The organism is Aquibium carbonis (genome assembly GCF_003970795.1).
Classification (GTDB): Bacteria; Pseudomonadota; Alphaproteobacteria; order Rhizobiales; family Rhizobiaceae; genus Aquibium; species Aquibium carbonis.
Window position 1 is genome coordinate 1 of record NZ_RWKW01000015.1, and the last position, 14,214, is coordinate 14,214.

Below are 14,214 nucleotides of genomic sequence, written 5' to 3' on the forward strand. Positions count from 1 at the left end.
GAGGATCGGATCCGACTTTGGCTCTGGATGACACCGAGACCCGGCGGGTCAAGCAGGACGAGATCATCTCGCTGCTCCTGCGCATCTTTCGCGAGAACGGGCGCGACTATATCGGAACCTATTCGATCGCGGTCGCCTGCCTGCTGGCCGTGGCGGCGACGACGGCGTTTTCCGCCTGGATCATGAACGACGTCGTCAACTCGATCTTCTACGAGCGGCGCTACGACCTCGTCGCGATCATCTCGGGCTCGATCGCGCTGGCCTTCATCATCCGCGGCCTCGCCACCTACATGCAGTCGGTGCTGCTGTCGAAGGTGGGCAACAACCTCGTCGCGCGCTACCAGCGGCGCATCTTCGACCATCTGATGCGGCTCGGCATCGACTTCTTCGCCGACACGCGATCGGCCGAGCTCGCCGCGCGGATCAACCAGAACGTCGGCGGCATCCGCGACCTGCTCAACATGACCATCACCTCGATCGCCCGCGACGCGATCTCGCTGGTGGCGCTGGTCGGCGTCATGGTGTTCCAGGACCCGCTCCTGTCGATGATCGTTCTGGTCGTCGGGCCGCCGATGATCTTCACGGTGAACTATCTGATGCGGCGCGTGCGCGCGATCACGCGCGAATCGATCCAGTACAATTCCCGACTGATCGGCGCCCTGCAGGAGGCGACGCAAGGCATCGCCATCGTCAAGGCGTTCACGATGGAGGACCAGCTGCGCGCCAAGCTGTCCGACCTGATCTCGATCACCGAGCAGAAGTCCAACAAGATCGCGCGGGTGTCGGAGCGCATGACGCCGATCTCGGAGGTGCTGGCCGGCTTCGCCATCGCCGGCGTCATCGCCTATGCCGGCTACCAGGCCTCGGTGGCCGGCGAACCGCCCGGCGCGGTGTTCTCCTTCATCGCCGCGCTGCTGCTCGCCTACGACCCGGCACGGCGCCTGGCGCGCGTCCAGGTCAACCTCGAGCGGTCGCTGGTCAATGCCCGCATGATCTACGAGATCCTCGACGTCGAGCCGCTGCAGCGCGACGCGCCAAACGCGGTGGAACTGACGGTCGGCGCAGGCGACATCCGGTTCGACGAGGTCGTGTTCGGCTACGCGCCCGGGCAACCCGTGCTGAACGGGATCAGCTTCACCGCCGCGGCCGGCAAGACCACCGCCATCGTCGGCACTTCGGGGGCCGGCAAGTCGACCATCATCGCCCTCATGCAGCGCTTCTACGACGTGTGGGCGGGCACCATCAGCGTCGACGGGCAGGACATCGCCCAGGTGACCAAGCAGTCGCTGCGCCGATCGATCGCCTATGTGTCGCAGCAGCCTTACCTCTTCGAAGGCACGATCCGCGACAACATCCGCTACGGCCGGCCCGACGCCACGGACGCCGAGGTGGAGGAAGCGGCGCGGCTGGCGCAGGCCGACGACTTCGTGCGGGCGCTGCCGCGCGGCTATGAAACGCCGGTGGGCGAGAACGGCATGACGTTTTCGGGCGGCCAGCGCCAGCGCCTGTCGATCGCCCGCGCCATCGTCCGCCAGGCGCCGATCCTGCTTCTCGACGAGGCGACCTCGGCGCTGGACAATGAATCCGAGGCGAAGGTGCAGAAGGCGCTGGAAACGGTGATGGAAGGCCGAACCACGATCGTCATCGCGCACCGGCTGTCGACCGTCGTCAATGCCGACCGCATCCTCGTCATGGAAGCCGGCCATCTGATCGAGGAAGGCACCCACGAGGAATTGCTGGCAGACCCGCACGGCGTCTATCATCGGTTCTACCAGATGCAGAGCCGGGCGAATTTCGACATCGTGCGCGACATTCCCGAGCCGGCGCCCGCGCGCGACGGCCGGAGGGGCAGGCGGAGGAAGGCATGAGCGACATGAGGCTCGTGGTCGTCGGCGCAGGCGGCCGCATGGGCCAGGCCCTGGTGCGCGCCATCCACGACATGGAGGGCGTGGCGGTTTCGGCCGGGGTCGAGCGTCCCGGCTCGCCGCATCTGGGCCGTGACGTCGGCGAACTGGCCGGCGTCGGCCCGCTCGGCGTCGCCATCGGCTGCGACCCGCTGCCGGCCTTCGCGGCCGCCGACGGCGTGCTCGACTTCACTTCTCCGAAGGCGACCGTCGAGTTTGCCGGCTATGCCGCGCAGGCGCGCATCGTGCACGTGATCGGCACCACCGGCTGCGGACCCGACGAGGATGCCGCGATCGCCGCCGCTGCCCGCCACGCCACCATCGTCAAGTCGGGCAACATGAGCCTCGGCGTCAACCTGCTCGGCGCGCTGGTGCGCCAGGCCGCGCGCGCGCTCGGACCCGACTTCGACATCGAGATTCTCGAGATGCACCATCGACACAAGGTCGACGCGCCGTCCGGCACGGCGCTCCTGCTCGGCGAGCAGGCGGCGCAGGGACGCGGCATCGACCTTGCCGAGCACAGCGTGCGCAGCCGCGACGGCCACACCGGGCCGCGGCCGGAGGGCTCGATCGGCTTCGCCACGCTGCGCGGCGGCTCGGTGATCGGCGAGCACGAGGTGGTGTTCGCCGGCGAGGGCGAGCGCATCGTCCTGTCCCACATCGCCGAGAACCGGACGATCTTCGCCCGCGGCGCGGTGCGCGCCGCGCTGTGGGCGCGCGGCCGCAAGCCCGGCCTGTTTTCGATGCTCGACGTCCTGGGCATCGCCGACCGATGAGCGCCTTCGCCGCCGCGACCGGCGCCCGCCCCTCCTCGTCCCGTTTCGTCCTTCAAGCATAGGAGTCTCCCATGTCCGGCACGCTGGTGCTCGTCCGTCACGGCCAGAGCGAATGGAACCTGAAGAACCTCTTCACCGGCTGGCGCGACCCGGGCCTGACCGAGAAGGGCCACGAGGAGGCCAGGGCGGCCGGCCAGGCGCTGAAGGCGCGCGGCCTCGCCTTCGACATCGCCTACACCTCCGTCCTGTCCCGCGCGCAGACAACCTGCGCCCACATTCTCGAGGCGGTCGGCCAGAGCGACCTCGAGACGATCCGCGACCAGGCCCTGAACGAGCGCGACTATGGCGACCTGTCGGGCCTCAACAAGGACGACGCGCGGGCGAAATGGGGCGAGGAGCAGGTGCATGTCTGGCGCCGCTCCTACGACGTGGCGCCTCCCGGCGGCGAGAGCCTGCGCGACACCGGCGCGCGCGTCTGGCCCTATTATCTCCATGTCATCCAGCCGCACGTGCTGCGCGGCGAGACCGTTCTGGTGGCCGCCCACGGCAATTCGCTGCGGGCGCTGATCATGGCGCTCGACGGGCTGACCAAGGACGAGGTGGTGAAGATGGAGCTCGGCACCGGCGTGCCGGTGGTCTACCGGCTCAATGCCGATTCCACGGTGGCGTCGAAGGACGTTCTCGGCTGAGACCGGCTTCAATTCGTCTTGCTCGGCGGTCGCGGGGAGCCGCGCGCCGGGCGGTGCACGGCAGGGTCGGGGCTCACGAGTGAGCGCCCTCTCGAGCACGGCATAGGTCAAAGGACCGGCGGGCAAGCGCCTTGCCGAGCGCGCGGCACGTCCAAGGCTGGCGGGGAGCGCCTTGGCGGGCGTGCGGCACGTCCGGAGAAGCGTGGAGGGTTTGCCGGGCGCACGACACGTCGGGCGGCTGAAAGCGAGGCGCCTTGCCGCACGCTCCGTCGGGCGGCTCACGGCCCGGACGGTTCTCCGGTGCGTCGCGGGACGTTTCCTCGCTGGCCGGACGGTTCTCCTGCGCATCGCAGGACGCTGTCCCGCGGGCCGGACGGCATGCCAGTGCCCCGCACGCGGGCACCTCTTCCGCTGCGGGGCAACCCGCTTCGCGCCGGCTGCCAAATTAGCTTGGCGATCGGCGCGAAAGCGCATTGACAGCACCCGACGCCCCGCATAAACGGAGCGTCGCACCTGCCCAGGTGGCGGAATTGGTAGACGCGCACGGTTCAGGTCCGTGTGCCGCAAGGCGTGGAGGTTCGAGTCCTCTCCTGGGCACCAAGGCTTCCCTAAGCCATTGAAACCCTGATATCTAAGGACTTTCAGCCCGCGCACTGGGTCACAGGAGCGGGTCACAATGGTACTTCGGATGCCGAGACCGACGACGCGGGAAAACTCGTCCTTCCTTCAGTTCAGATGCCGCGTTCCGGCGGACATCGCAGAGGTTGCTCGGGGCAAGCTGGTCCTTGTCGAGTTGCCGGCGGTAAGCTCCGAAGCCCCGGTCACGGTCTCCGCGACAGCGGGTGCCTTCATAAAGTTCAGCCTCCGCACTCGCGACCCGAACGTGGCGAAGGTCCGCAGCGCGGCCGCCAACACTCAGGTTAGCCAGCAGTTCTCGGCGTGGAGAAGCGGCCCCGCCTCGTTGTCGCAGCGGCAGCTCGTCGGCCTGTCCGGAGAAGTCTATCGGCTCCTCGTGGAGAAGTTCGGGGAGAACCCCGGCGATCCTGAAAACTGGGCCGCGTTCAAGGCGTTCAATCGCGCGGCCAAGGAGGGGCGGCTGCTCAATGTTCCGCTGTTTGACACCAGTCGGCTCCCGGTCCCCAGAGACGCCTACGGCGCGTTCGGTAAAGACCTGACTGCGGGCGTGAATGCACTGCCGGCAACGGGCGAGCCGATCGAGGCTCTGGAACGGCGTTTCGGGTGGCTGACCAACTGGGTCCTACAGAAGCACGGCCTCGCGATCGATCCGGAAACCCGCGCACGCCTCTTGGCGCAGGTCGAGCAGGCCGCAACGGATGCCAGATGGGCTCTGAAACGGAACGCCTCCGGTGACTACTCCCCTGATCCCAAGGCAAGCCGGTTCCCCCCGATCGCCGTTGGTTCGGTCAGTCCGGCCGTCTCTCTGGACGGGCTCTTCGAGCGGTGGGCAACGGAGACGCAGCCGAGCGCCAGCACGCGCACGACATGGACGAGTAACCTCCGCTTCCTGAAGGAGCACTTGGGCTCCAAGGCCGACGACATCCGCCGGATCACCAGTGACGATATCGTGGCCTGGAAGGACGCCGCCGTTGCGCGGGGCCGGAAAGCCAAGACGATCAATGACAGCTACCTAGGGGCGGCCAAGGCGCTGTTCAACTACGCGGTGTCAAACAAGCTGCTTACGGACAATCCGGCTGACGGTGTCCGGGTGGTCGCTCGGTCCCGCGCCGGGACTACCAAACAGCCTTACAGCGACGAAGAGGTCGCGCGTCTGCTCGCCTTGGCCGACAAAGAGACCGACCCGGCCCGGCGCTGGCTGCCGTGGCTCCTTGCCGGGACCGGGGCTCGCGTAGGCGAGATTGTGCAGCTCTGGGGGAGCCGCATCAAGGAAGTCGAGGGACAGTGGGTGATGGTGATCGCCCCGGCTGAGGATGGCGGAAGCCTGAAGAACGAGGGCAGTGAACGAACCGTGCCCCTCCATCCTGCACTTGTCGAAGCCGGCTTCTTGGACTTCGTCCGGGAGCGTGGACAGGGGCCGCTCTTCTACCGCCGGTCATCCGGAAAGGCGTCGAAGCGGCATGCCAGCAAGGGCGTGTCAAACCGGCTCTCCTCGTGGATACGCGGGGCGGGCTTCAAGGACCCTCGCAAGGCCCCCGCCCACGCGTTCCGCCACTGGTTTAAGAGCTCGGCTTCCCGGCGCGGGGTCGCGGACAGCATGGCAGATGCCCTCCAAGGTCACGCCGCCGCGTCCGTCGCCGCCCGATACCGGCATTTCGACGTAAAAGACATGGCGGCGGCGATAGCCAAGATACCGCTTCCGCCGAAGGACTAGCCGGCGGAGGAGGAGTGGGACCTGTGCAAATGCACATCACATGGGATGCACAGGCCCCGCTTCGAGGACCCTAAAAGTCGGTGTCCTCATCGTCGCTGTCGGTCATGTGTCCGGCATGGGTCCGGACCTCGTAGCCAGCCCATTCATCAACATCACCATAGAGGTAGTCAGCCATGTCACGTAGGTGTCTGCCGAACGCGGCCTCTAGCATGTCCGCGACAAGGCGCTCGTCGTGGCGGGCGGTTCGCCCTACTGCCTCAAGTATGGCCTTTGCCCCGGCCAACACCGCCCTGTCCCGCGCGGCACCCTCTAGCTCGCCCTCCGGTGTCCAGTCAGTTGCCAGATCAAGCCTATCCCTCCGCCAGCTTCCGGTTGGCTCCCGACCTTCCTCCTTCATCTGCCGCAAGCGGCTCCGCATGTTCGCCACGGTTCGGCGTGAGACGGTGGTCGCTGCGGCAATCTCCGCCTTCGAGTAACGAGCCTCGTCCTCCCGCACGAGCCGCCACGCCATGTCGGCCTTCTCGGAGTAGTGCAGCGACAGCTTGTCCTTGGAGTTCGCCCCCGCCGCGATCAGCAGCGCGGTACGCCGATCACACAGGGCAAGTCGGACGGGGATGTCACCATTCCACTTAGCCGCCTTGTACGCCCCCAGTCGGTGCGCCCCATCCAGCAGCACGAGGGCACCGTCGGTGCGCGACGGGTCCTTCCAGACGCGGAGCGGGTCGAGCGTCCCACTTCCGGTCAAGGCGCTCGCCAGAACGCGCACATGAGCCCGGCTCAGTTCACCTTGACGAGCGCGGAAGTGATCGTCGACGATGATCTCCCCGCTCCGCACCGATCGGTTTTCCCAGACCGTCGCCTTGTGTCCTGCCTTCACGTCCATCCTCATCAGCGGTTGTCCCTCGCGACGGCGTCGGCGATCATCCGGTCTAGGTTCGCCGCTTCGCGCCGTCGACTGACCCAGCTCCGCTTCGCGGCCCTTCGATTGGCGGCCTTGATGCTCTCCAGTACCTCCCTCGCCTCCTTCGCTGAGCCGAGCGGCCGGCCCCGGCGCGGGTCGTATCCCAGGTCGTTCTTCATCGTCTTCCTCGTGGTCTTCGTGTCGTGGTTCATTTCAGTTCCTTGATCGCTTGGTTGATGTCTTCGGCGGTCTGGCGTGCTCGTTCCCGTTCCCGTTCCTCCAGCATGGCGAGTTGAAGGCCGGCACCGCCGAATGCGAGTGCAAGCTTGTGGCCGAGGATCGCCCCGGCCTTCGGGGTCATCTCCCGATAGACGCGCTTCTGCGTCCCCGTTTGGTGGTCGTAGCGGAGCCCCGAATGCCGCCCCGAAAGCGCCCTGACCCGCCGGGCCAGTTGCAGGCGGAAGGCTCTGTCGGAGCGGAGCCGGGCCGGCCGCTCCCTCCACAGGATGAACATCGCCAGGGCGACAACGACGATTTCTCGCGCGGGACAGTCGGCGTCGATGTTCATCACTTCGGCCGCCGCCGCGCGTTCATGCCGGCTCCACACGGCGCTGAAGGCGCCTGCCCTCGCCTCCTCCGCGATGCCCCTCCAGCGGCCCTCCAGGTGCTCCCAGAGCGGACTGTCGGGGTTTCTGGCGACCCTCCGCCGGACGAGCCGGACGAAGGGAGCCAGTTCGGTGACCCGGATGGCGGTCTGATCCGGGTCGCCCTGCCGCCGAAGCACGCTCTTGTGCCGGTGACAGTGAGGCGAGTACCGGGACGCGGCCGGGGCGCCGCAGTCGAGGACCTTGCAGATGCGGGTCATACGGCCAGGGACACCTCCGGGTCCCACTCTACGCACGTCGCCTCCCGGAGAAGGTCGACCATGTCGAATGCCGCGACCAGCCGAGGGAGCGTGTCGACGTGGCAGATCGGTGTGCCCGTTGCGGCCTTGCGGGCGAACAGGAGCAGGTCCTGCGCCGCCGTCAGCGCCATCTGGATCAGATGGACTTTCCCCTCGTTGTCCTCATCCGTAGTCAGCCATGCGTCCGTCATGACTTCCTGTTCGATCAATTCGATCTTCTCGACGAACGCGGCCTCGTCCTTCTCGGCGGCCGTCAGCGGCTTCTTGTCGGTGGTGTTGTTCATGTCATTTGTCCTTTCTGTATCCGCCCTCAGGCACGCTGGGACGGAAGCATGATCAGCCGACGCCACGAGGGCGGCCGGTGGTTGATGGGTGATTGTCTTCTTCGTCTCCGCTGAGCCGTCGTGCTGACAGCCACAGTCCTCGCCCGTTCATCCGGACGACATCCCTTCCCGGAGCTACCGGGAAAGCGGCAGGCGGAACCCGTCATGTCCGACGCGGAAGCGCCGGTCCCGAATGTCGGGTCCGCTCCATTTCGTATGGTTCGGCTGGGGCCTATCGTCTTCCCCCATGACGGTCCCGCTCCCGGTCCCTTGCGGGGAGCCGGTTGGCATGGATGCAATCGACCGGGCCGATCAGACAGGATCAGCCGACTGGTTGGGATGGGGTTTGTCCGCCGATGGCGGGGCCTCTGGAGAGGCGGTCTGGTCTTCGAGGTTCAGCGGCCTGGGCGCTTGGTCCCGCCGCTCAAGGGTGCGAGGTGCTGATGCAGGGCGTATATGGGTCCGCGGACGGGATCGTCAAGAACTGTTTCATGTTATCAATGACTTAGAGATGACACACACTTTGAAAAATCCTGTGGGAACCCCGGTGACCAAAGGGGTTGCGGGATCGAGTGTGCCCAAAACTGTGCCCGAAAAAAAGTTTCGACGGGGCATCCGCGCCTATAGCCCCCATGCCGCAAGCGCCCTTTCGGCTCCCGCCGGGTCCGCCTTGATCCGCAAGACGGTCTGCCTCGTGAGCTTCGCCGCCCGTGCGATCTCCGATGTGCCGGCACCCGCTGCGAGCATGTCGGCCGCGACCGCATACGCCTCGCGCGAGTAGCTGGGCTTCCTGCCGAGGTACTTGGTGGGCTTCTCCTTCGCGGCCGCTATACCCGCCTTCTGGGCCTCCTTCGTGGCCTCCGCCTGTGCCTGTGCCGTCGCGGCCATGAAGGCGATCAGCGCGTCCCGCACGGCCTGCTGTATGGGGTCGCTGGTGGCCCCGTCGAAGGTCATGCCGTTGATCACGGTCTTCACGACGACGCCCTGCCGCATGAAGGCGCGGATCGTGTCGGTGACGTCCTGATAGTTCCGCCCCAGCCGATCGACCCACCGCACGACGAGCGTGTCGCCCGCCCGAAGAATGTCGTGGAGCCTTCGCCCCTCCGCTCGCTCGGCGAGCGTCGTGGATAGACCGGAGACGCCATGGTCGGCGACCACCTGGTCGATCCGGAAACCCGCTGCTTCGGCCTGTGTGCGTTGATGGTCGAGCGTCTGGTCGGCGGTCGAGACGCGGGCATAGAGGACGGTCTTGGACATGGGCGTTCCTGTTCGTAAGGGTTATGTCCGATAGATCGCCTGTCCGTAGACCCAAGTCAACCCCTACGGACACCTTCGGAGTACTATCCGAGCATGTCCGCTGGGGCATACCCTTGCGGTCGTTGCTGGCGCGTCCCCATCGCTAGTCACCTATCGCCGTCGCACTGTGCGTGCTACCGGCTGCCCAACGAACTGGTTCGAAGGGGCTTTGCGCATGGAACTGGGAACATTCACCAAGACCTCACTCCGCCTCTGGCGTGGGCTTGCCGCCTACGTAACCAAGACACCCGAGCGGAAGTATACAGCGGCGGGGATCGGGCTCGGGTTCGGCATGGCCTTGATTTTCGTGCCCCCGCTGGGGATCGTGGCGTTCGGCGCTGCCATCACAGGTTGGGGGATCGTGGTGGCGATCGTGACGCTGTTCGGTGGTATGGTTGGGAACCGTTGGGGCGTCGAGCTTGAGCGACGCAGGGCAAAGAAGCCGTAGTACTACGGCGCATCGCGGGTTCGGAGCGGTCCTGACGAAGCACGAAGGGAGATCGGTGAGGGAACACGTGCGGTGGTGCCAGGGCGGCCGCAGGGGCACCGGGGGGTCTCGCGCCATCCGCAACGGTCGAGTTGGCGCCTCGGATTTTTCCACCGTTTTCGCGTCGGCCTCGTCACCCCGTGAATGCTACCGCGCCCCGCCCTCTTCCCCGTTGCGTTCCGCGCACCAATGGCTAGTTTCGCCCCATGGGGGACACGACCACCGACATGCACGCTCTGGACGCGCTGATCACCGAGGCTTCGGCTTCGGGCGGGTCGGAAATTGCCAACTACGGCATCTTCATTGAGCGCCTATGTGTCGCCCTTGGCCTGCCCACACCGGATATGGTTCGGGAAGAAAACCAGATGAACGACTACGTGTTACAGCGGAGGGTCGCCTTCAAGCACCCCGACGGAACGCGATCGGTCGGCCATATCGACTGCTACAAACGCGGGTCCTTCGTCCTCGAAGCCAAACAATCGGCGAAGCGCGGTGGAAGGCGGCCTAACCCCGCCCAATTGCCTCTCCTTCCGGAAGACGCCACCCAGCGCAAGCTCGGTCATGCCCGACGTGGTTCACGGGGTTGGGATCAGGTGATGCTGGCGGCCCGCAAGCAGGCGGAGGACTATGCCCGCGCCCTGCCCGTGGAACACGGCTACCCGCCCTTCCTGCTCGTCGTGGACGTGGGGCACGTGATCGAGGTCTATGCGGACTTCTCCGGACAGGGGAAGAACTACGCGCACTTCCCCGACCGGCAGACCTACAGGATCGGCATGGACGACCTTCGCGACCCGAAGGTGCAGGCCCGTCTCCGGGCGATCTGGAACGACCCCCACTCTCTCGACCCGACGAAGATTTCCGCCGAGGTCACACGGGACATCGCGGAGCGGCTGGCGCGGATAGCCAAGCGCCTGGAGGGCAGGCACGACCCGAAGGACGTCGCCGAGTTCCTCATGCGGTGCCTGTTCACGATGTTCGCCGAGGACGTGAAGCTGATCCCGGAGAAGGGCTTCCAGAAGCTCCTGGGGCAGATGAAGGACACGCCGGCCAACTTCGTGAACGCTCTGGAGACCCTCTGGGCCGTGATGGACGATGGCGGCTACGCGCCTCACCTCAACGCGGTCCTGAAGAAGTTCAACGGCTCGCTGTTCAAGAAGCGCACGGCCCTCCCGCTCGACCGCGACGATATCAACGAACTCTGGATCGCGGCCGGCAAGGACTGGTCGGACGTCGAGCCCGCCATCTTCGGAACGTTGCTCGAACGTGCTCTGGACGTCCGCGAACGTTCGCAGCTCGGAGCCCATTACACGCCCCGCGCCTATGTCGAGCGGCTCGTCGTGCCGACCATCATCGAGCCCTTGCGGGCCGACTGGGACCTCGTGCAGGGGCAGGTGAAGGAGCTTCGGGACAGGGGCGACCACGCCGCCGCGCTGAAGGCCGTGAAGGACTACCACCACAAGCTTTGCACGACGCGGGTGCTCGACCCGGCCTGCGGTACCGGCAACTTCCTCTATGTCAGCCTCGAACTGATGAAGCGGCTCGAAGGCGAGGTGCTGGAGGCGCTGGACGATCTCGGGGAGGAGCAGGGGCGGCTCGCCATGGAAGGCGAGACGGTGAACCCGCGCCAGTTCTATGGGCTGGAGCTGAACCCGCGTGCCGTGCCTATCGCCGACCTCGTGCTTTGGATCGGGTACCTGAAGTGGCAGCTCCGGACGGCCGGCGCCGCCTCGCTCTCGGAACCGATCCTGCACGCCTACGGGACGATCCGCCGACAGGACGCCGTGCTCGCCTACGACCGGCAGGAAATGCTGCGCGACGACAAGGGTAGACCGCTGTCCCGATGGGACGGTGTGACGCGGAAGCTGCACCCGATCACCGGCGAGCAGATACCGGACCCGGACGCGACCATTCCGCTCTACACCTACGTCAACCCCAAGCGTGCGCCTTGGCCGGAGGTGGAGTTCATCGTCGGCAATCCGCCCTTCATCGGCGGCAAGGACATGCGGGCCGAACTCGGCGATGGATACGCGGAGGCGTGCTGGAAGGCACGGCCGCACCTACCCGGCGGGGCGGACTTCGTCATGCACTTCTGGGACGAGGCGGCGGAGCGGGTCCTCCGGAAGAATGTCCCGGTGGTTGGATCGGGAACATTGGGTGGAAGCGGACTTGGCGAGCATCCCGTCGGTGGAGAGCGGGTGCTACGAAACCCGCTGCGGCGCTTCGGCTTCATCACAACGAACTCCATCACGCAGACCTTCTCGCGCCGTGTCATCGAACGCCACATGGCCGCCAAAGAGCCGCTGTCGCTGGTCTTTGCCGTGCCCAACCATCCGTGGATGAAGGCCGTCGACAAGGCCGCCGTGCGCATCGCCATGACGGTCGCCGAGAAGGGGGACAAGGAGGGCATGCTGGCGGAGGTCGTTTCGGAAGTCGACCTCAACACCGACACGCCGCAAATCGGGCTGGAGACGCGCGAGGGGAAGGTGCGGGCGAACCTGACCGTGGGGGCTGACCTCGCCGCCGCGAAGGCGCTCGTTGGCAACGACCTATTATCGAGCCCCGGCGTCAAGCTCCATGGGGCGGGCTTCATCGTCACTCCCGCGCAGGCGCGATCTCTCGGTCTCGGCGCGGTCGTCGGCTTGGAACAGCACATCCTCCCATACCGCAATGGACGGGACGTGGCTCAGCGCCCCCGTGGCGTCATGGTGATCGATCTGTTCCCCCTTGAAGCCGGAGACGTACAGACCCGCTTCCCGGCCGTCTATCAGCACGTCCTCGACAACGTGAAGCCCGAGCGCGACCAGAACAACCGGGCGAGTTACCGCGATCAATGGTGGATTTTCGGAGAGCCTCGGAGCGACCTAAGGCCCGCCCTCGAAGGATTGAGACGATACATCACCACCGTAGAGACGACACGACACCGAACCTTCCAGTTCCTCGACGCGAGCATACGGCCGGACAACAAGCTCGTAGCGATCAGTATTGCCACGGCTGAACACCTGTCCGTGCTGTCTTCGCGCCTTCACGTAACGTGGTCCATCGCCAAGGGTGCTTGGATGGGTGTGGGCAACGATCCGGTTTACGCCAAGAGCGAGACCTTCGACCCTTTCCCCTTCCCTCGATCGGTCGATCCGACCCTATCGCCTAACGATCTCCTACATGCCCAGCAGGAGCGGCTTCGGGAACTGGGGGAGCGCCTCGACGCCTTCCGCAAGCAGCGGATTGCCGAGCATTCCTTCCTGACCATGACCGGCCTCTACAACGCGCTGGAGCGGCTCAGGGAACTGGGGAACGGCTGCGACGTGCCGCCCCTCTCGGAGGCCGAGCGGGACGTGCATAGGGCCGGCCTGATCTCGGTCCTCAAGGAAATCCACGACGACATCGACCGCGCCGTGCTGGCGGCCTATGGCTGGGAGGACCTCATCCCCGAACTGGTCGGCAAGCCCGGCGCGACCCTGCCCTCCCAGCACAAGACGGACGCTCAGGAGAAGGCCGAGGAGGAACTGCTATCTCGGCTCGTGGCGCTCAACCTGGAGAGGGCTGCGGAAGAGAAGCGCGGCCTCGTGCGCTGGCTTCGGCCCGACTACCAGATACCGAGGCTCGGCGCGAAGGCCCCCAAGCCGGAGACCGGCGAGACCGGCATGCTGGACATCGCCCTACCCGACCTCACGGAACGCCTCAAATGGCCTGCGGACGGGCTGGAGCAGATCAGGCTGGTCCGCGACCTCCTCGCCAAGGCACCCGCACCCACGCCCCCGGAAGCCCTCGCCAGCGTCTTCGACGGACGCAGCACCCCCACCCGCCGCGCCCGCATCGCACAGGTACTGGAGACGCTGGTCGCCACCGGCATCGCCCGCACGGGGCAGGTGGAGGGGCAGACCCGATACTTCCTGCCTCGCTGAGGGCTTGCGCGGCCGGGCAAGACTGGGTTACAGACTGGGTCACAACAACCAAGCGGGCCTGATTTTCCCCTCAATGATATCAGCTACTTAGCGATCACCCTCGGCGCTCCGGGCCAATCCTCTCCTGGGCACCATTTGATCCTCGCTACCAATCGGATCAAATACTTAGGCCCAATCAGCATGATGCGCTTACCAGACTGTGCTGCAATGGTGTGCAACAATGCTCCTTCGGCTGGTCCGTCCAATGCGTCGCAAAGGCACCTCCAACGCTTAATTCGCTCAGCGCATTCCGGCTGACGTAAGTCCGCGCGACCACCAAATCGGGATCGCCGAACGCAGCGCGAACTCGCTTTCAGGATCGCCATTTCGTCCGACCCGACGATCCTGGCACCGAGTTGGACGACCGCCCCCGCCAGCGAAGCGAGCGGGCAAGTCTGAAGCGTGTCATCGATACGGCCGATGCACTGGAAGACGCCCCCGATATCACGCAGACACGGCTCGACAGTGGTCAAGCGATCGTTCGATCGGCGGCAATTCGGTCGTATCGCTGGCAGATGCGCACAGGGCGCTGCAGCGCTTTCCGTTGCAACGCTGGCGATCGAAGAGGATTCCCGGAACCGCCGCCTCCCAGACGTGGCGATGGAGGTGCACCCGGCACTCTTCCCGGCTGTCGGGCGTGCTG

Annotated in this window: 11 protein-coding genes and 1 tRNA gene; 7 read left to right on the forward strand and 5 right to left on the reverse strand. The window is 66.1% G+C overall.

All coding sequences use genetic code 11. The features are described 5' to 3' along the window. The first annotated feature begins 17 nt into the window (after nt 1-17). From EJC49_RS04625 to EJC49_RS04645, 5 genes are all read left to right on the forward strand, one after another. A complete protein-coding gene (locus EJC49_RS04625; protein ID WP_245453268.1) occupies nt 18-1,868 on the forward strand; it encodes an ABC transporter ATP-binding protein in 1,851 nt (616 codons plus the stop codon). Then, a complete protein-coding gene (gene dapB, locus EJC49_RS04630) occupies nt 1,865-2,680 on the forward strand; it encodes a 4-hydroxy-tetrahydrodipicolinate reductase (protein ID WP_126698296.1) in 816 nt (271 codons plus the stop codon). The genes EJC49_RS04625 and dapB overlap by 4 nt, the downstream gene beginning before the upstream one ends. Nucleotides 2,681-2,751: 71 nt before the next feature. Continuing rightward, entirely contained in the window at nt 2,752-3,369 is a 618-nt protein-coding gene (locus EJC49_RS04635) for a 2,3-bisphosphoglycerate-dependent phosphoglycerate mutase (RefSeq protein WP_126698297.1), read from the forward strand. Between the two features lie 515 nt (nt 3,370-3,884). Next, nucleotides 3,885-3,969, forward strand: a tRNA-Leu gene (locus EJC49_RS04640). Nucleotides 3,970-4,045: 76 nt separating this feature from the next. Continuing rightward, entirely contained in the window at nt 4,046-5,719 is a 1,674-nt protein-coding gene (locus tag EJC49_RS04645) for a tyrosine-type recombinase/integrase (protein ID WP_126698298.1), read from the forward strand. Between the two features lie 70 nt (nt 5,720-5,789). Here EJC49_RS04645 and EJC49_RS04650 read toward each other — a convergent pair whose 3' ends face one another. The 5 genes from EJC49_RS04650 to EJC49_RS04670 all read right to left on the reverse strand — a co-directional run bounded on the left by EJC49_RS04650 (nt 5,790) and on the right by EJC49_RS04670 (nt 9,104). Continuing rightward, entirely contained in the window at nt 5,790-6,608 is an 819-nt protein-coding gene (locus EJC49_RS04650) for a ParB N-terminal domain-containing protein (protein WP_126698299.1), read from the reverse strand. After that, nucleotides 6,608-6,832 (reverse strand): hypothetical protein, encoded by a 225-nt coding sequence (locus EJC49_RS04655; protein WP_126698300.1) that lies wholly within the window; start codon nt 6,830-6,832, stop codon nt 6,608-6,610. The genes EJC49_RS04650 and EJC49_RS04655 overlap by 1 nt, the downstream gene beginning before the upstream one ends. Continuing rightward, the gene (locus EJC49_RS04660; RefSeq protein ID WP_126698301.1) at nt 6,829-7,485 is read right to left on the reverse strand and encodes a hypothetical protein; all 657 of its coding nucleotides are present in this window, start codon (nt 7,483-7,485) and stop codon (nt 6,829-6,831) included. Before EJC49_RS04660 ends, EJC49_RS04655 begins: the two co-directional genes overlap by 4 nt. Further along, nucleotides 7,482-7,808, reverse strand: coding sequence for a hypothetical protein (locus EJC49_RS04665; RefSeq protein WP_126698302.1), 327 nt, complete (start codon nt 7,806-7,808; stop codon nt 7,482-7,484). The genes EJC49_RS04660 and EJC49_RS04665 overlap by 4 nt, the downstream gene beginning before the upstream one ends. 660 nt (nt 7,809-8,468) lie before the next feature. Beyond that, complete coding sequence (locus EJC49_RS04670; RefSeq protein WP_126698303.1) at nt 8,469-9,104, reverse strand: recombinase family protein; 636 nt, start codon at nt 9,102-9,104, stop codon at nt 8,469-8,471. A 214-nt stretch (nt 9,105-9,318) separates the two neighbouring features. On the opposite strand from EJC49_RS04670, the gene EJC49_RS04675 reads away from it, so the two are divergent. Further along, entirely contained in the window at nt 9,319-9,591 is a 273-nt protein-coding gene (locus tag EJC49_RS04675) for a hypothetical protein (protein WP_126698304.1), read from the forward strand. Nucleotides 9,592-9,836: 245 nt separating this feature from the next. After that, a complete protein-coding gene (locus EJC49_RS04680) occupies nt 9,837-13,532 on the forward strand; it encodes a class I SAM-dependent DNA methyltransferase (RefSeq protein WP_126698305.1) in 3,696 nt (1,231 codons plus the stop codon). The last annotated feature ends 682 nt before the right edge of the window (nt 13,533-14,214 follow it).